We start from the raw sequence: 16,739 nt of genomic DNA on the forward strand, positions 1-16,739 counted from the left end.
TGCATTTGCATTAAGATTCGCCGATGGAGCGCCATACCCGTCAACGCCAGGCCGTGCTCGACTCGTTGTCGGCAAGTGGCCGCACGCTGAGCCCGCCCGAGATCCTCGAGATCGCGCGCCAGCATGCGCCGGGCCTGAACCTGTCGACGGTTTACCGTCAGGTCAAGGCGCTGGAGTCCGATGGCCAACTGGTGAAAGTCGAGCTGCCCGGTCAGCCAGCGCGTTTCGAGGCGCGTTGCCGCCACGGCGCTGGCGGCGACGAGAGCTGCTCGAGCCGATCGGCCGTTGGCGCCGCCGCGCTGCCGCACCACCACCACCATTTCCATTGCGTCGTCTGCAATGCGGTCGTGCCAATCCACGGCTGTCCCGGCGCGATGCAGGAACTGGCGCCGCGGGGTTATCTCGTCGAGAGCCACGACCTCGTGCTGCACGGTCGTTGCGCACAGTGCGCGCAGGAGCCGGCACGATGAAACGCAACAGTCTGCTGATGAGTTCGGCGCTGCTGCGGCTGCTGGCTGCGCTGGCACTGGTTGCCGGGCTTTGGCTCGCGGTGGCCTGGGCCATCGCCGGCAGTGGAGGCTGAAGCAATGGCTGCAATCCCCGCCGTCCCGGCACTGCGCGCCGTGCCAACCGCCGATGCGGCGCCCGGCGAACCACCTGCCGCGGCGGTTCTGATCGACAACCTGACGGTCAGCTACCGGCAGCATCCCGCAGTGCATCACGTCAGCTGCCGCTTCGATACCGGCTCGCTGACGGCAATCGTCGGTCCGAACGGCGCCGGCAAGAGTTCGCTGCTCGATGCGCTGGTCGGTCGCATCGCGCCGACGACCGGACGTATCCAGCTTGCGGTGCCGGGGCGATCGCGGATCGCCTATCTGCCGCAGCAGAACCAGATCGACCGCACATTTCCGCTGCGGGTCGCCGATGTCGTGATGCTTGGCGCCTGGCCATCGCTCGGGCTGTTCGGTGGCGCGTCGGCGGCAATGCGTGAGCGGGCCGCCAGCGCACTGCACCAGGTTGGCCTCGACGGGCTCGGCCACCGTCAGGTCGGCGAATTGTCGGTCGGGCAATTCCAGCGCGTGTTGTTCGCCCGCGTGCTGCTGCAGCAGGCGCCGCTGATCCTGCTCGACGAACCGTTCAATGCCATCGACAACCGCACCACCGCGGACCTGCTGCAACTGGTCCACCGCTGGCACGCCGAAGGGCGCACCGTGGTTGCGGTGCTGCACGACCTCGACCAGGTTCGCGCCCATTTCCCGGACACCGTGCTGCTGGCGCGTGAGGTGATTGCAGCTGGTCCGAGCAGCGAGGTGCTGACACCGGCCAACCTGCAGCGCGCGCGCGAGATGGCCGAGCGCTGGGACGATGCGGCAGCCTGGTGTCACCGCAATGAAAGCGGCGAGCCGCCCGGCTTGACGATCGTCAACGCCGCCGGGCATCTGCATTCGCACGCCCACGGCACGGCCGGCGCCCACACCCACGCACACGGCCCAGCCGACCAGGCCACGCGATGACCTTGACCACCCTGCTGATCCAGCCGTTTGCCGAGTTCGGCTTCATGCGGCGGGCACTGGTTGCGACGCTGGCGCTGGGCCTGAGTTGCGGCCCGATGGGCACGCTGCTGGTGCTGCGCCGCATGAGCCTGGTCGGCGATGCGATCGCGCACGCGCTGCTGCCGGGCGCGGCGCTGGCCTTCATCGCATTCGGTTTTTCGTTGTGGGCGATGAGCATCGGCGGCTTCATCGCGGCGATGCTGGTTGCCGGCATGGCCGGCCTGGTGTCGCGCCTGACCCCGCAACGCGAGGACGCCAGTTTTGCCGCGTTCTACCTGATCGCACTGGCCGCCGGCGTGATGATCATCTCGACCCGGGGCAGCAGTGTCGATCTGATGCATGTGCTGTTCGGCAGCGTGCTCGCGGTCGACGATGCGTCGCTGTACCTGATCGCCGGCATCTCCAGCGTCAGCCTGCTGTTGCTGGCGCTGGTCTATCGGCCGCTGGTCGTCGAGTGTTTTGATCCCGGCTTCCTGCGCTCGCTCGGCCGCGCCGGTGGCTGGGTTCACGGCCTGTTCCTGGTGCTGCTGGTGCTGAACCTGGTCGGCGGTTTCCAGGCACTGGGCACGCTGATGGCGGTCGGCCTGATGATGCTGCCAGCCACGGCCGCCCGCTTCTGGGCCAGCGAGGTCTGGAGCCTGGCTGCGGTGGCCAGCCTGATCGCAGTCGTCAGCGGCTGGGGCGGCCTGCTCCTGTCGTTCCACATGCAGTGGCCTTCGGGGCCGGCAATCGTGCTGCTGGCCGGCGCCGCCTATCTGTTGTCGCTGCTGGTCGGCCGGCGCGACAGCCTGCTGAGCCGACTGCGCGGCCGGCGCGCCCACAGGGAGTTGTGACGATGGCGATTTCCAGACGGCGGCTGCTGCAAACCGCCGTGACCCTCACCTTGGCCAGCTCCATGCTGCCGGCAACCGCGATCACCCGGCCGCCGTTGCAGGTGGTCGCCAGCTTTTCGATCCTCGCCGACATCACCCGCGCAATCGGCGGCGAAGCGGTCGACGTCAAGAGCCTGGTGCCGCCGGGCGCCGACGCCCATGTCTTCAGTCCCAGCCCCGCCGATGCGCAGGCCGTCGCAAAGGCAGACCTGCTGATAATCAATGGCTTGCGCCACGAGGGCTGGATCAGCAGGCTGATCAAGGCGGTCGGCTACAAGCGGCCGGTGGTGGTCGCCACCGATGGCATCAAGCCGCGACAGACCAAGGGCGGCGCCGATCCGCATGCCTGGCAGAGCCTGGCCAATGTGCTGGTGTATGTCGACAACATCCGTGCGGCATTGGTCGCCGCAAGGCCCGAGCAGGCGGCCGCGATCAATGCCCGCGCCGCAGGGTATCGCAGGCAGGTCGTCGAACTCGAGCGCGAAACGATCGAACGGCTGGCGCGTTTCCCGGCGGCGCAGCGCAGGGTCGTCACCGGCCACGACGCCTTCGGCTATTTCGCCGATGCCTATGGTGTCGAGTTCATCGCGCCACGCGGCTGGTCGACCGACAGCGAGCCTTCGGCGGAGGCGGTCGCGCGCATCGTCCGCCAGCTGCGCGAGCAGCGTGCCCGGGTGCTGCTGGCGGAAAGCCGCAGCGACCCGCGGCTGCTCGATCGCATCGCCAAAGAGGCCGGCGTCACGATCGGCGGCAGCCTGCATGCCGACACCTTGTCGCCGCCGGGCGGCGAGGCCGACACCTTTCTGCGCCTGTTTCGCCACAATGTCGACACGCTCGTCGACGCCCTGAGCCGCGCCGGCAGCTGACGGAAATACGACGATGTTCTCCCCATCCCAGCACGACGTCCGCAGTTTTTTCTGCACCACGTTCCGCAAGCAGCGCGAAGGCCAGGTGCTTACGCCGCTGGAGGCGGTTGCTGCCGACTGGATCGCCGAGCATCCCGAATACCACGCCGAACTTGCGGACCTCGAGCAGGCACTGCAAACGGTCTACGACGCCGAAGCCGGCCGCACCAATCCCTTCCTGCACCTGTCGATGCACTTGTCGATTGCCGAGCAGGTCGGCATCGACCAGCCGCGTGGCATCAAGCAGGCCTTCGAGCTGCTGCGCGCAAAACGTGGCTCGGCGCACGACGCACAACACGAGGTGATGGAATGCCTCGGCAAGATGTTGTGGGAATCTCAGCGCAGCGGCAAGCCGCCGGACGGCGACAGTTATATCGACTGCGTGCGGCGACGCGCGACACGCGACCACGCCTGACACGCGGCGGGCCGCGCTCGCCAAACCGCGCCCCATCGGCAACAATGGCCTGCACCACAGCCACAGGAGTTTCCGATGGCAGCATGGGCCTACGAATGCCATCCGGCCGGCGCCGGTGTCGAGACTTGCCTGGTCGATTGCATGGCGGTTGATTCGATGCCGGGCAAGCCGACGATCGTGCGCGTGCGGATCGACTCGGACTGGATCTGCGCAACCGTCGACCGCACGCAGCGGCTCGATGTACAGGCCAGCCTGCTGCGCGACGTGATCGCGTCCGACGCCATCGATTGCCCCGAATGCGCGGAGCCGGCGGATCAGGCAGCGCAGCCGGCACCCGTGACCGCCGCAGCAGCGCCCACCACCCCGTCACGCCAGCTGCAGGCGGCGGCGATCTCGATGCTCGGGCACCGCTTCGTCGTCGTGCTGGTCGGGCTCGATCTGGTCAACAGCCCGGGCGAAGCGGAGATGGCGATCGCCGACCTGCGGCCACGTTTTGGTGGCGTCGACATCGTATTGATGGGCCAGCACGAAGACGGCACGCCTCAATACCATGGCGACCCGGCGCTGCGCGATCTGTTGTCGGAAATGCCGCTCGACAAGATGCCGTGGAAGTCGTATCCGCTCGGCTGAGGGCGTATTCCTCGCACCGGCCCTCCGGCATCTCTCAGTTGTTTCGGTGCGGGCTTGCGCTGCGCTGCCGCAGCCGCATCCGCGTCGCGCCGTGGAACGACAACAACAGGCTGCGCTCCCTGCCGTAATCGTCGAACAGGCGCAGCGCTGCCCGCTCCTCTGCAGGCCACGGATAAACATAGATCAGGTCGAATGCGGTCGGCGAAAAGCCGAGCTTTTCATCGAGACGGCTTGCATCGACGGTTTCGGTAAACAGCCCATCGGGCTGGTAGCTGCCTTCGACAAAGCGAGCCGCCGGCGCAAACTCCGCGGCGAATCGGCGAGCTCCTTCGACCAGCCGCGGTTCGATCTCGATGCCAAGCGCATCGAAGCCGAGCCGCGACGCCAGGCAGGTGACGATGCCCATGCCGCTGCCCCATTCGCAGAACAGCGGACCAGCGGCGAGCCGCTGTTCGGCGAGCCGGCGCAATGCCTGGTAGACAACCCGGTAGTTGCTGCCGACGAAACCCGGCACGCGTGTGCTGCCGGGCTCGCCGACGAGTTGCTGCTGGCGTGATTCGGCCTGACCGATCAACTCCTCGATGTCGTCGGGCACCTCGTGGCCGATGCCTGCCTCGAGTTCAACACCAAGCAATTCGAAGCCATTCAATGGCGTCTCCAATGCCGGCGCGTCTCAAAACGCATAACTGAACTCGCCGTCCGCCACATCGACCGAAACCCGCTCGATCGGCTGGCCTTCCATCATCCGCGTCAGGAATTCGCGCGAGATCTCCGGCAGCATCGTATTGGTCAGGATCGCATCGATCATCCGGCCGCCCGATTCGCTTTCGGTGCAGCGCGAAACCACCAGCTTGACGACGTCGTCGCTGTAGCTGAAAGGAATCTTGTAGCGTGCCTCGACCCGCTTCTTGACCCGGTTCAACTGCAGCATCACGATCTTGCCGAGCACATCGTCGGACAGCGGATAGTACGGAATCGTGACCAGGCGGCCAAGCAGCGCCGGCGGGAAGATCTTCAGCAGCGGCTCGCGCAACGCCTTCGCCATTCCTTCCGGATCAGGCATCAGGTCCGGATCCTTGCACAGGCTTGCGATCAGCTCGGTACCGGCATTCGTCGTCAGCAGGATCAACGTATTCTTGAAGTCGATCGACCGACCTTCGCCGTCTTCCATCACGCCCTTGTCGAAGACCTGGAAGAAGATCTCGTGCACGTCCGGGTGCGCCTTCTCGACCTCGTCGAGCAGCACCACCGAGTACGGCTTGCGCCGCACCGCCTCGGTCAACACGCCGCCTTCACCGTAGCCCACATAACCCGGTGGGGCGCCCTTCAGCGAGGACACCGTGTGGGCTTCCTGGAACTCGCTCATGTTGATGACGATCAGGTTCTGCTCGCCACCGTACAAGGCCTCGGCCAGCGCGATCGCGGTTTCGGTCTTGCCGACGCCGGAGGTGCCGGCGAGCATGAAGACGCCGATCGGCTTCTGCGGATTGTCGAGACCTGCGCGTGAGGTCTGGATCCGCTTGGCGATCATCTCCATCGCATGGTCCTGGCCGATCACGCGTTGGGCCAGCAGATGCGGCAGCTTCAGGATGGTATCGATTTCGTTGCGCGCCATCCGGCCGACCGGAATGCCGGTCCAGTCACCGACGACGCTGGCCACCGCCTGGTAATCGACGGTTGGCAGGATCAACGGGTTTTCGCCCTGCAATTGCGTCAGCCGGCTCTGCACGTCGCGCAGCTTGTCCATCGCCTCGGCGCGCTCGCCGTCCGACATGGCAGCGTCGGCCTGCGGTGCCGCCTTCGTCGCAGCCGCTTCGTTGGCATGGGTTTCGAGTTTGCTGCCGGTACCTTCGACCGGCATCTTGCCGTCGCGCAACTTCGCGCGCAGCGCGAGCAGTTCGTCGACCAGAGCCTTCTCATCGCCCCAGCGTTTTTCCAGGCCGGCCAGGCGCTCGCGCTCGCTGCCCAGCATCTCCTTGACGTGCTCCTCGCGCTCCTTGACGTCAATGCCGATCGCCTTTTCGCGACCGATGATGCCCTCCTCCGTTTCCAGCGAATCGATGCGCTTGCGGCAGTCGTCGACTTCGGCCGGTGTCGCATGCAGGCTGACCGCGACGCGTGCGCAGGCGGTATCGAGCAGGCTGACCGACTTGTCCGGCAACTGGCGCGCCGGGATATAGCGGTGCGACAGCTTGACCGCCGCCTCGAGCGCCTCGTCGAGGATCTGCGCCTTGTGGTGCTTCTCCATCGTCGACGCGACGCCACGCATCATCAGGATCGCCTTCACCTCGTCGGGTTCGTCGACGGTGACGCTCTGGAAGCGCCTCGTCAATGCCGGATCCTTCTCGATGTGCTTCTTGTATTCGGCAAAGGTCGTTGCGCCGATCGTGCGCAAGGTGCCGCGTGCCAGTGCCGGCTTCAACAGGTTGGCCGCATCACCGGTGCCGGCAGCACCGCCCGCGCCAACCAGCGTGTGTGTCTCGTCGATGAACAGGATGATCGGCTTCGGGCTCGCCTGGACTTCGTCGATGACGCTGCGCAGCCGCTGCTCGAATTCACCCTTCATGCTCGCACCGGCCTGCAGCAGGCCGACATCGAGCGCACGCAGCTCGACCTCCTTCATGCTCGGCGGCACGTCACCGCGGGCGATGCGCTGTGCAAAGCCCTCGACGACGGCCGTCTTGCCGACACCAGCCTCGCCGATCAGGATCGGGTTGTTCTGCCGGCGTCGCATCAGGATGTCGACCACCTGGCGGATCTCGTCATCGCGGCCGACGATCGGGTCCATCTTGCCGCTGCGCGCCTGTTCGGTCAGATCGACGGTAAATTTCTTCAGCGCCTCCTGCTTGCCCATCTGAGCCGGCGCAACTGCGCCGCTGGCCTCGCCCGGCGCCGCACCGCCGCCGACACCTGAACCATCGCGCGCACCGAGGGAGTCCTCGGGCGAGCCCTGGACGACCTTCGCGAAGTTGTCTCCCAGGTCCTCGGCCTTGACCTTTCGGAACTCGCCGCTGATGGAATACAGCAGGTTGCGCAAATTCTGCGTCTTGACGGCACCGAACACAAGATGCCCGGTCCGCACCGCACCTTCGCCGAACATCAGCGTTCCATACACCCAGCCGCGCTCCACTGCGTCCATGATCAACGGCGAAAAATCGGAGATCGCCGTCGCACCGCGGGGCAATGCATCGAGCGCAACCGTCAAGTCCGCCGCCAGTTTCGACGCGTCGACGTCGTAGTGCTTCAGGATGCGGTGCAGGTCGGTATCCGGCACCTGGATCAGCTGGTGCAGCCAGTGCACCAGCTCGACATAGGGATTGCCCCGCAGCTTGCAGAAGACCGTGGCACCTTCCACCGCCTTGTAGGCGACCGAATTGAGTTTGCCGAACAGGGCGACGCGACTGATTTCACTCACGCTGGTTCTCCTTCGAGGCTGGCTCTAGCGGGCGACCACAAGCGGCCGCAATGCACATGGATGCTGTGACCGGGGAGTACCCTTGCACTGTAGGGAAGGTTGGCCGATGCGGCAACCACCACGATCGCAGTTTCTGCTTGCCTGCCGGCAGAATCAGAGGATCCGCAGCACCAGTTCGTCGGCGTCGTCGGCGTGGGCCGCCGCCGGCCGCTCGCCGACCCAGCTGGTCCAACCGAGTTGCCCGGCCTTGCCAAGCACAACCGCCGGAACCTCGGGCCGGCGCAACAGCAACTGCAATTCGCACGACAGTTCGTCGCCCGAATAGTTGCGCACCCACGCCTTCAGGCGCTGCAGGCTGTCCTGGCCCGGCAGGAAGCGCTTGAACTGTTCGAGGCCGAGCGGGCCGAGCACGATGCGAAAACGGCTCTGGCAGTCCCAGACCTTGCCACCAGCCACCGATGTGACACCCAATTGCGCTGCCGGCCCGCCGAGCCGGGTCAGCGAATCGGCCGGCAGCACCATCCAGTGGGGCTGCCACTGCTCGACCCGCGCGGCGACGCGGAAGAAGTTGCCGATGATTCTTGCCAGCCCGTCGGCATTGCGCACCGAATTCGCGAGCAGCCCGGTGTGCGCACGTTTCGCAAAGTCAGGCGCCGCATCGCGCTCCTGCATCGTCGGGCCGCCATAACCGGCCAGGCAGGCCAGGCGGTCGCCGAAAGGATCCTGATCGGGACGGTCAAGGCTGACCGTCGGCTGCGCATCGGCCCAGGCACGGTAGAACATGCCGAAGATCCGATGGTGGAAGGTATCGATGAAGCGCAGGATCGTCCGGTCACCATGGTTGCGCAGGCGGTCCCGCGCAAACTCGGTCAGGTGCAGCGGCAGCGGACCGTTCGGGCCGGTCAGCCCGGTAAAACAGACCGACAACCGCGGCGGGCTTTCATCGGAGAATTTCAGCGAAGCCACCGTCGACAGCGCAAAGGCCAGCGTCGCCTCCTGCGAGAAACGCACCGGATCGTCGCGCAGCCGGCGCGATGTGCCGATCCGCGGCAGATCGGAAAAATGGCACTCGATCAGCCGCGTCGCATGGAAGAAGCCGTAGGCGGTCGGCTCTTCCGCGATCGCCCTGAACAGGCTCAGGTGATCGCGCGCTGGCCGATCCGGGGCTTCCATCGTTTGAGTTCTCCACGGGTCTGCGACACCACCGTCAATTGGGTGAAGCTGTTCAGGCTGGCGTAGCGGGCAAAAAAGTGTTCGAGCACGGTCGACAGCACCATCGCGCCGCTGCCTTCGAAGGCCCGCTCGTCGACCGTCAGCGTGATGTCGGTGCCACGCCCGAATGCAATCGGCCCCGGCACCGGCACGCGCGAGATCGCCTGCTTGCTGGCGACCGATGCGATGCCGTCGATGTGCTTGTGCAGCCGCGAACGCGAATCCATGCCGTACAGCGACAGAATCTCGCGCAACGCTGCCGCGCCCTGGCGGGCATCGGCGTCACACAGCGACAGGTAGTTCAGTGACAGATGGCTCAGCAGCCGCCACGGCGTCTGCCCCTCGAGCACCGGCGCGACCGGCCGCGTCGGCCCCTTGATGCAGCGCACGCCGAGCACCGGCGCGTTGTCCTCGAACGTGAAGTCATCCTTGCTGCCGACCGACATCAGCAGCGGCAGGTCGCGGTTCGAGCTGATGATCTGCACCGCCAGCTGCGTGATGCTGCTCGAATACGGCGCATCGTCGGCATCGACCAGAGACAGGTACAGCTCGGTGCCGACATAACCGGCTCGTGGCCCGCGCTGCCGCTGTGCCTCGGACAGCAGGCGCGGCACCCGGCGCACGCTGTAGAAGCCGCGGCCGGATTGCACGACGCTGTCGAACTGGTCGTACAACGGATGAAACGGATGCTCCTCGGATTCGGCCGCCTCGTCGAAGCCGGTGACCGATGTGATGCCGAACACCTCGTAGTCCATCGGCCGCGCGCGATCGGCGACGACATGCAGTTCGTGGTCGCGCCGGTTGATCTCGATGCGGTCGGCCCGTTTCGGAAACAGGTTGACCGCCGGCGTGCAGTGCAGCACGAAGCTGCTCGCGTCGAGCGTCTTCTCCAGAACCTGGTCGACCCGGTCGAGCACGAACACCAGTTCGAATTCGTCGGTTTCCAGCCGTTTCAATGCGCGGTTCAGGCCGTTGACGCTGAAGAACAGGAAGCGCTCGGGAAAGGCCGCATATTCCTTGATCAACCGGTAACCGGCAAATGACCGCGGCGAAACCGGCAGCAGCGCCTCATCGTCGGCAAAGCCGCCAGGCTGGACTGCAGTGGCCGGCAGCACCTCGAATTTCGGATTGCGCCTGGCAATCGTCTGCACGACGACCGAACAGCAGTTCGCGAACAGCTGCTCGTAGATGCGATGGGCGACGCCTTCGTCGCCACCGAGGTGGACGACCAGCCGGTCGAGCTGCAGCTGTTCGCTTTTCTGCGCAGCGGTGATCTTGAACCGAACCCGCATGTTGGCCCGAGGCTTGCCCGCCGCCTGGCTCAGCGCCGGCCCCGGTACGTCGGTGACGTGGGCCTGGTAACGCGCCTCGGTCACCTGCAACGGCCACAGCCTGACATCCTGGCTGGTTGCAAAGCGGCAGCTGGTACGTTCACCCGGCTGCAGCCGCGCGTTCATCAGGTTGCCACGCGCGACCGTCGGTCCGGTTGCGAGCATCGCATCATTCAGATCGGGCTCGAGCTGGACGATCAGCATTGACGGCGTCGGCGCCAGAAAGCCCGGGTAGACCATCTCGAGCAGATGCTGCGTCAGGCGCGGGTATTCGGCATCCTGGCGGATCTGCACCCGCGCTGTCAGGAACGCAAAACCCTCGATCAGCCGCTCGACGTAGGGGTCGATGCATTCGCCCTGAGCCGTCGTCGACTCAAGCGCGAGACGAGCCGCGATCTTCGGATGCTCGCGCGCGAATTCGGCCGCACCCTCGCGGATGTGCAGCAACTCCTGTCGATAATATTCAAGCAGGCGGGGATCCATGATCGATCGGTTCTTGTTCTTCTGTTGCAAGCTCCGGCCGCTGGTGGCGCCGGATTGACACCGTCACCGCTCGTTCGACTCGACGACGCGGGTCTGGCCGCTTTCGAGGTCCATGTCGGTGCGCATGAAAATCTCGAGCGGGATCGGCTGGGCCCACAGCTGCGCCTCCATCTTGAACGTGACGACGTTGTGCGAGGACTTCTTGTCGGCCTCGACATGTACACGCACGGTGTGCGGTATCAGCCTGGGCTCGAAGAAGATCAAGGCCTCGCGCAATGCGCGGGCCAGATCGACAAGGCGCAAACTCGATGCCGGCCGGCCCGACACCGCGGGCAGACCGAAATTCAGCACCGACTTGCGCACTTCCGGATAGGCCTCGAGGTCGTCGCTGCTCTGCGTGCAATTGAACAGCCAGTTCATGTCGCGCAGCACCGACTCGCGCAGCCGTGCGGTCGAGAACGCCCGGTTGTCGCGCGGCTCGACCGCCTTTGTCGGGTCTTCGTCGATCAGCCGGTCGAGCAGCGACGGGTAGAGACGGTCACGGGCCAGCGTTTCAGCCACCGGCGGCCACCTCGTCGAACCTCAGGTCGCGCAACTCGAGCAACGCGATGTCGGCATCGTTGGTCGCGAACATCCGCTGGCCGACACCGGCATACGAATCGGCAGCCATCGCCTTCCATTCGGTCGCCCGCGCCATCCGCAGCGCGGTGTTGTCGACCGCCTCGGTGCCGGAATAGCGGGTCGGGATCAGCGCCACATTGGTGCCGCCATTCGCCAGCGTGACCGTCGCGCCGGTCCACACGAAATCGCGCAGATCGGAAGGCGCCTCCATCTCGAGGCGTGACAGACGGTGCATCGGCACCCAGTAATACTTGCCGTTCATGATCATCTCGAGCAGCGGCCCGAGGCGCGAATCGGCATCGGCGATCCATTCGAAATCCTTGCCGTCGGCCTTGCCCGGTGTGGCCGGCGCCTCCTCCAGCGCCTTGCTCCGCAGCGACACCGCCTGCTCGTGTTTGCCGGCCGCATCGAGCTTGACCGCCTCCAGCATCAGCGCCACCCAGTTTTGCGGATCGCCGAGAACCAGTGGCACGCGCTGGCCTGCAAACACCTCGCGCCGGTAGACCTCGCAGCGAACCGCCTCGCGGTAGGTCTGCACCATCGACTCGGCTTCCTTGTCGAGTTCCTCGATCGCATTGAGCTGGTTGGCGGCCTTGCCCCAGTCGCCGGTCAGGCAATAGAGCTGGAACAGGAAGATCCGCAGATCCGAGCGCTGCGGGTTTTTGCGAATCTGGTCCTGCAGTTCCTTCAGATGCCCGATCGGATCGGACGAGGTGAACGTGAGATTCAGATTTGACATCGGAATACCTCAGGGCAGAAAGGCCCGTCCAAATGAATACAGCCCTGCTCTCTGCTTCCAGACAACAGGGCTGACAGCACGCGATGCGCGCGCCCACCAAGAGTCTTGATGGACGACGGCGCCGGCATCAGGACGGTGCGTTGGCCGCGATGTCCCACTTGAATTCCGGCTTCGCGCCTTCGCCGCCGTCGGGCTTCTGCTCGACATATTTGACGTGCACTTCGGCGAAATTGAGCGAGACGTTTTCGGTCAGCCTGTCTTCGCCGCCAGAGCCGCCGGTGCTGACGGATGTGACGAGCACCTTCTTCATCTCGATGACCAGGTATTCGAGCGGTGTCTTGCCGGCCTTGCGCACGGTCAGTTTTGCACTGGCGAAGTGGTCGCCGTTGGAGCAATACAGCATCAGGATCGGCGACGATTTGTCGATATATTTCGTGACCGAAATATCCTGAAAGTTGGCCTTGCCGGCACCGCCGCCGCCACCGAGGTGGAAAGAACCCGATTGCGACACCCCCCAACTCCATGCGAGAACGTCGATCTCGTCCTTGTGCTTCTTGTCCTGCGATTCACCCGCGATCTCACCCGCGATGTCCAAGAACATGTCCAATGCCATGATGCTCTCCTGTAAGTTTCAGTCAGATCAGCCAAAGACCTGGCAGTGCTGCAACACCGCCGTGCCCGTCATGCCCCCTTGCTGGAAGGCATCTTCGAAACCAGCCTGAGCGAAATATTCATTCCCTCGAGCTGATAGTGAGGACGCAGGAAGAATTTCGACGTGTACATGCCCGGATTTCCCTCTACCTCCTCGACGATCACCTCCGCACCGGCCAAAGGCTTGCGCGCCTTGGTTGCATCCGAAGATGAATCGGGGTTGGCGTCGACAAAGTTGCCGATCCAGTTGTTCAATTCAGTCTGCATCGACTTGGCTGTGGCGAATGAACCAACCTTGTCCCGAACCATACACTTCAAATAGTGCGCGAAGCGGCAACTGGCGAACAAATACGGCAAACGTGCGGCAAGGTTGGCATTTGCCGTGGCATCGGGGTCGTCGTACTCGGCAGGTTTCTGCAGTGACTGCGCGCCGATGAAGGCAGCGAAGTCGCTGTTCTTGCGGTGCACCAGCGGCATGAAGCCGTTTTTCGCGAGCTCGGCTTCGCGCCGGTCCGAGATCGCGATTTCGGTCGGGCACTTCATGTCGACGCCGCCATCGTCGGTCGGGAAGCTGTGCACCGGCAGGTTGGCAACCGCACCGCCGGATTCGACGCCGCGGATCGTCGTCGTCCAGCCGTAGAGCTTGAACGCTCTGGTGATGTTGGTTGCCATCGCATAGGCCGAATTGGCCCAGACATAGCGGTTGTGGTCGGTCCCCTCGACCTCCTCCTCGAAGTCGAAGGCTTCCACTGGGTTGGTCTTTGCGCCATACGGCAGACGGGCCAGGAAACGCGGCATGGCCAATCCGATATAACGCGAATCGTCCGACTCGCGCAGTGACCGCCAGGCGGCGTATTCGGCGCTCTGGAAGATCTTCGTCAGGTCGCGCGGATTGGCCAGTTCGCCCCACGACTCCATCTGCATCGTCGTCGGCGACGCGCCGGCGATGAACGGCGCATGGGCGGCGGCACAGACCTTCGCCATTTCGCCGAGCAGTTCGACATCCGGCGGGCTGTGGTCGAAGTGGTAATCACCGACCAGGCAGCCGAACGGGCTGCCGCCGAGCTGACCGAACTCCTCCTCGTAGACCTTCTTGAAGATCGGGCTCTGATCCCAGGCCGTGCCCTTGTAGCGCTTCAGCGTCTTGTGCAGGTCCTTCTTCGAGATGTTCATGACCCTGATCTTCAGGGTCTCGTCGGTCTCGGTGTTGTTGACGAGATGGTGCAGGCCACGCCACGCGCCCTCGAGCTTCGTGAAATCCTCGTGGTGCATGATCAGGTTGACCTGCTCGCTCAACTTCTTGTCGATCGCGGCGATGATCCCCTCGATCGTCTTGAAGACGTCGTTGCCGATCAGCTTGGTATCGGCAAGCGCTTGCTGCGCCAGTGTGTGAACGGCCGTTTCGACGGCCGACTTGGCGTGTTCGGTCTTCGGCTTGAATTCCTTTTGCAGCAGCGCGGCAAAATCGTCGAGTTCGGCGGTTGCGCCGGCAGGTTGGGCTGACTCTTGTTCGGTCGACATGCTTGGTTCCTTCCAATACGTTGCGACGGATCGCGATCAGGCGGCGGGCGGCGCTTCTTCGTCGTCCTTCTTCGGCTGCACGGCCAGCGACTTCAGCAGGGCCGGATCGTTGAGCACCTTGCTGAGCAACTCCTCCGCACCGACCTTGCCATCCATGTAGCTCAGCAGGTCCTTCAACTGATTGCGCGCCTCGAGCATGTTGTTCAGCGCGCCGACCTTCTTCGCAACCGCTTCCGGCGTGAAGTCGTCCATGCTCTCGAAGGTGATGTCGACGCTCATGTTGCCTTCGCCGGTCAGCGTATTCGGCACCGCGAATGCAACCCGCGGCTTCATCGACTTCAGCCGATCGTCGAAGTTGTCGACATCGATCTCGAGGAACTTGCGATCGGCCACCGGAGCCAGCGGCTCGGCTGGTTTGCCCGACAGATCGGCCATCACGCCCATGACGAACGGAATCTGGATCTTCTTCTTCGAGCCGTACAACTCGACGTCGTATTCGATCTGGACCCGAGGCGCCCGGTTGCGGGCGATGAATTTCTGACTGCTGCTTGCCATGGTCGTGCACTCCAGCTAAAGGTTAGGTTCAGTCAATCTCCCAGCTGCCAGGGCTAGGGGCGATCAGGCCTCCGGCTCATCCAGCGAGATGCCTCCCAACAGTTCGATGTGCGCCTTCGAATCGGGCATCAACTCCCTGACGATCGTCGCAAAGTCGGATTTCAGGATCTTGACCGCCCGGTCTATGAACATCGGCGCCGGGCTGCTTGGTTCTGACTTGCGGACATAAACCGCAACCTGTTCCAGGACTTTGATGGCATCTGCTCTTGATCCTATCGCTCCTCCGGCTTTTATGCCACCCCCAGTTCCTGCGACGGCGCCGCCGCCCTCGGCGAGCGCTTCACCCTCCTCCTCCGATTCGCCGCTGCCATCGTCGGCGACCTCGTCGTAGAACGTCTTCACCCGCTTCAGATAGTCACGCATCGTGTCGATGTTCGGCGAGTCGTTGGTCTTGTCGCGGAACAGCGTGATCAGTTCGTTGCAGGCAGTCAGTGCGTTCTCGACCGCGGCGCGGCGGGCCGCGTTGGCTTCGGGGTCACCGGTCTGCCATGCAATCGCCATCAGTGCGATCGTCGGTGCCTCCTTGCCCTCCTCGGCGCTGATGCGGCCGAGCGCGAGGTCGAGGTCGCGCACCGTATACGCCCCTGCTTCGCGCGACTCGACGATTCGCGTCGCACGCAAGGTCTTGATCATCGCCTCGGCATCGTCGAGGTTGGCCAGTGCATTGAGTCGCTCGATCGGATCGCTGTCGTCCGGATCGAGCCCCGGGTGCACGGTGTCCCAGAACTGTTCACACATCCTGCCGATCAGCTGCAGGCCCTGGCCGAGGCCGGGCAGGCCTTCGAGCGACAGCAGCGCACGGGTCAGGATCACGGCAACCCGCAGATCCTTGGTCTGGGCAAAGATCGAAATTCCCAGGTCCCTGACCTTGCGCCAATCGGGCTCCTCGCCGCCGACCATCTCGCGCGTTTCCGGGTCGAGCTTGCCCGGCGTGCCCGCGGCCTGGCGCTCCAGTTCGGCGACCTCGCTGTATTCGAGATTTTCGCCAGCGGGAATGTCGTCGCTGATCGGTGCGAGCAGAGCGTCGATGTCGATGGCCATGGCGTGTGATTCGTTGTTGGAATTGCGGATGCAGGTGCAGCCTCAGGGCCAGCGACCGTCGATAAAACCTCGGAAGGCAGACGCGTCGGCGAGACCGTCGCAGCGATAGAGCAGCGGCGGATGCTGCTCGTTGCCCCAGGTAAAGAAGCAGCAGCGCGCCGGCCCGGCGGCCTCGGCAGCGGCAAGCACGGTGCGCGCATCGGCGTCGGTCGCAAATTGCTGCGCTGGGCCGGTCGACTGCCGCTCATTTGCCGCCGGCTGCAATTCGACGACCTGCGCAACCGCCGCCGGCGCTGCAGCCGCTTCGGCGAGCAGACTGAAGCCGTCGAAGGAGCGGTCGAACGCGTCGAAGCCGAGCCGCGGATCGAGGCCGCGCAACGCGACATCCTCGACCGCAAAAAAGGCCTCGTCGTGTTCGATCAGCAGATAACGCTTGCTGCGTACCGGCGGCAACGGCTCGACCAGCGCAAGCGGAAACTGCCGGCCGACGCGGTCGACACTGGCAAACCAGAAGCCTATCCAGGCGCCGCTGCCGATCACGCCCGGCGCCAGCTGGAATCGCCACAGCGGCGCGGTCAGATAGGCGTCGTTCCAGCTGCTGCCGAGCGCCGATCGCGCGCTCGAGATGCCGGCCTGCAGCCAGTCGTCCCAGACGCTGGTGAACTCCCACGGCAGGCGGCGGCTGACGAAGTCGCCCTGGCTTGGCAGTTTGCCGAACAGACCGATCGGCACGGC

At 64.7% G+C, this 16,739-nt stretch carries 17 protein-coding genes; 6 read left to right on the top strand and 11 right to left on the bottom strand.

Annotated features, from left to right (window positions below):
- Window positions 1-23: 23 nt before the first annotated feature.
- The 6 genes from ACNH6H_RS06585 to ACNH6H_RS06610 all read left to right on the top strand — a co-directional run bounded on the left by ACNH6H_RS06585 (window position 24) and on the right by ACNH6H_RS06610 (window position 4,375).
- Entirely contained in the window at window positions 24-470 is a 447-nt protein-coding gene (locus ACNH6H_RS06585) for a Fur family transcriptional regulator (RefSeq protein ID WP_418316649.1), read from the top strand.
- A gap of 117 nt (window positions 471-587) precedes the next feature.
- Window positions 588-1,514, top strand: coding sequence for a metal ABC transporter ATP-binding protein (locus ACNH6H_RS06590; protein ID WP_418316650.1), 927 nt, complete (start codon window positions 588-590; stop codon window positions 1,512-1,514).
- Window positions 1,511-2,386: a metal ABC transporter permease gene (locus ACNH6H_RS06595; protein WP_418316652.1), complete on the top strand. Its 876-nt coding sequence runs from the start codon at window positions 1,511-1,513 to the stop codon at window positions 2,384-2,386. The genes ACNH6H_RS06590 and ACNH6H_RS06595 overlap by 4 nt, the downstream gene beginning before the upstream one ends.
- 2 nt (window positions 2,387-2,388) lie before the next feature.
- Window positions 2,389-3,291 carry a metal ABC transporter solute-binding protein, Zn/Mn family gene (locus tag ACNH6H_RS06600; RefSeq protein WP_418316653.1) on the top strand — a complete coding sequence of 301 codons (903 nt, stop codon included), beginning with the start codon at window positions 2,389-2,391 and terminating at the stop codon, window positions 3,289-3,291.
- A gap of 13 nt (window positions 3,292-3,304) precedes the next feature.
- Window positions 3,305-3,745 (top strand): DUF1841 family protein, encoded by a 441-nt coding sequence (locus tag ACNH6H_RS06605; RefSeq protein ID WP_418316655.1) that lies wholly within the window; start codon window positions 3,305-3,307, stop codon window positions 3,743-3,745.
- 75 nt (window positions 3,746-3,820) lie between these two features.
- Window positions 3,821-4,375, top strand: coding sequence for a hypothetical protein (locus tag ACNH6H_RS06610; protein WP_418316657.1), 555 nt, complete (start codon window positions 3,821-3,823; stop codon window positions 4,373-4,375).
- Between the two features lie 34 nt (window positions 4,376-4,409).
- Here the strand turns inward: ACNH6H_RS06610 and ACNH6H_RS06615 are convergent, their stop codons facing one another.
- From ACNH6H_RS06615 to tagF, 11 genes are all read right to left on the bottom strand, one after another.
- On the bottom strand, window positions 4,410-5,024 hold the full coding sequence (locus ACNH6H_RS06615; RefSeq protein WP_418316658.1) for a hypothetical protein: 615 nt from the start codon (window positions 5,022-5,024) through the stop codon (window positions 4,410-4,412).
- Between the two features lie 24 nt (window positions 5,025-5,048).
- The gene (gene tssH, locus ACNH6H_RS06620) at window positions 5,049-7,790 is read right to left on the bottom strand and encodes a type VI secretion system ATPase TssH (RefSeq protein ID WP_418316660.1); all 2,742 of its coding nucleotides are present in this window, start codon (window positions 7,788-7,790) and stop codon (window positions 5,049-5,051) included.
- A gap of 153 nt (window positions 7,791-7,943) precedes the next feature.
- Window positions 7,944-8,963, bottom strand: a complete 1,020-nt coding sequence (gene tssG, locus ACNH6H_RS06625; RefSeq protein ID WP_418316661.1) for a type VI secretion system baseplate subunit TssG — start codon at window positions 8,961-8,963, stop codon at window positions 7,944-7,946.
- On the bottom strand, window positions 8,927-10,816 hold the full coding sequence (tssF, locus tag ACNH6H_RS06630) for a type VI secretion system baseplate subunit TssF (RefSeq protein WP_418316663.1): 1,890 nt from the start codon (window positions 10,814-10,816) through the stop codon (window positions 8,927-8,929). The genes tssG and tssF overlap by 37 nt, the downstream gene beginning before the upstream one ends.
- Window positions 10,817-10,879: 63 nt before the next feature.
- Window positions 10,880-11,377, bottom strand: a complete 498-nt coding sequence (gene tssE, locus ACNH6H_RS06635; RefSeq protein WP_418316665.1) for a type VI secretion system baseplate subunit TssE — start codon at window positions 11,375-11,377, stop codon at window positions 10,880-10,882.
- A complete protein-coding gene (locus ACNH6H_RS06640) occupies window positions 11,370-12,176 on the bottom strand; it encodes a type VI secretion system accessory protein TagJ (RefSeq protein ID WP_418316666.1) in 807 nt (268 codons plus the stop codon). Before ACNH6H_RS06640 ends, tssE begins: the two co-directional genes overlap by 8 nt.
- Before the next feature lie 127 nt (window positions 12,177-12,303).
- Window positions 12,304-12,789, bottom strand: a complete 486-nt coding sequence (locus ACNH6H_RS06645; RefSeq protein WP_418316668.1) for an Hcp family type VI secretion system effector — start codon at window positions 12,787-12,789, stop codon at window positions 12,304-12,306.
- A gap of 68 nt (window positions 12,790-12,857) precedes the next feature.
- The gene (gene tssC / locus ACNH6H_RS06650; protein WP_418316670.1) at window positions 12,858-14,348 is read right to left on the bottom strand and encodes a type VI secretion system contractile sheath large subunit; all 1,491 of its coding nucleotides are present in this window, start codon (window positions 14,346-14,348) and stop codon (window positions 12,858-12,860) included.
- Between the two features lie 36 nt (window positions 14,349-14,384).
- The gene (gene tssB / locus ACNH6H_RS06655; RefSeq protein WP_418316672.1) at window positions 14,385-14,903 is read right to left on the bottom strand and encodes a type VI secretion system contractile sheath small subunit; all 519 of its coding nucleotides are present in this window, start codon (window positions 14,901-14,903) and stop codon (window positions 14,385-14,387) included.
- A gap of 63 nt (window positions 14,904-14,966) precedes the next feature.
- Window positions 14,967-16,004 (bottom strand): type VI secretion system protein TssA, encoded by a 1,038-nt coding sequence (gene tssA / locus ACNH6H_RS06660; RefSeq protein WP_418316674.1) that lies wholly within the window; start codon window positions 16,002-16,004, stop codon window positions 14,967-14,969.
- Window positions 16,005-16,046: 42 nt separating this feature from the next.
- The gene (gene tagF / locus ACNH6H_RS06665) at window positions 16,047-16,736 is read right to left on the bottom strand and encodes a type VI secretion system-associated protein TagF (RefSeq protein ID WP_418316676.1); all 690 of its coding nucleotides are present in this window, start codon (window positions 16,734-16,736) and stop codon (window positions 16,047-16,049) included.
- Window positions 16,737-16,739: the final 3 nt, after the last annotated feature.

The organism is Pseudideonella sakaiensis (assembly GCF_048320135.1).
GTDB lineage: Bacteria > Pseudomonadota > Gammaproteobacteria > Burkholderiales > Burkholderiaceae_C > Ideonella_A > Ideonella_A sakaiensis_A.

Coding starts and splice junctions, on each gene's coding strand:
- ACNH6H_RS06585 (WP_418316649.1), top strand. CDS start 24: ATGGAGCGCCATACCCGTCAACGCCAGGCCGTGCTCGACTCGTTGTCG.
- ACNH6H_RS06590 (WP_418316650.1), top strand. CDS start 588: ATGGCTGCAATCCCCGCCGTCCCGGCACTGCGCGCCGTGCCAACCGCC.
- ACNH6H_RS06595 (WP_418316652.1), top strand. CDS start 1,511: ATGACCTTGACCACCCTGCTGATCCAGCCGTTTGCCGAGTTCGGCTTC.
- ACNH6H_RS06600 (WP_418316653.1), top strand. CDS start 2,389: ATGGCGATTTCCAGACGGCGGCTGCTGCAAACCGCCGTGACCCTCACC.
- ACNH6H_RS06605 (WP_418316655.1), top strand. CDS start 3,305: ATGTTCTCCCCATCCCAGCACGACGTCCGCAGTTTTTTCTGCACCACG.
- ACNH6H_RS06610 (WP_418316657.1), top strand. CDS start 3,821: ATGGCAGCATGGGCCTACGAATGCCATCCGGCCGGCGCCGGTGTCGAG.
- tssG (WP_418316661.1), bottom strand. CDS start 8,963: ATGGAAGCCCCGGATCGGCCAGCGCGCGATCACCTGAGCCTGTTCAGG.
- tssF (WP_418316663.1), bottom strand. CDS start 10,816: ATGGATCCCCGCCTGCTTGAATATTATCGACAGGAGTTGCTGCACATC.
- ACNH6H_RS06640 (WP_418316666.1), bottom strand. CDS start 12,176: ATGTCAAATCTGAATCTCACGTTCACCTCGTCCGATCCGATCGGGCAT.
- ACNH6H_RS06645 (WP_418316668.1), bottom strand. CDS start 12,789: ATGGCATTGGACATGTTCTTGGACATCGCGGGTGAGATCGCGGGTGAA.
- tssC (WP_418316670.1), bottom strand. CDS start 14,348: ATGTCGACCGAACAAGAGTCAGCCCAACCTGCCGGCGCAACCGCCGAA.
- tssB (WP_418316672.1), bottom strand. CDS start 14,903: ATGGCAAGCAGCAGTCAGAAATTCATCGCCCGCAACCGGGCGCCTCGG.
- tssA (WP_418316674.1), bottom strand. CDS start 16,004: ATGGCCATCGACATCGACGCTCTGCTCGCACCGATCAGCGACGACATT.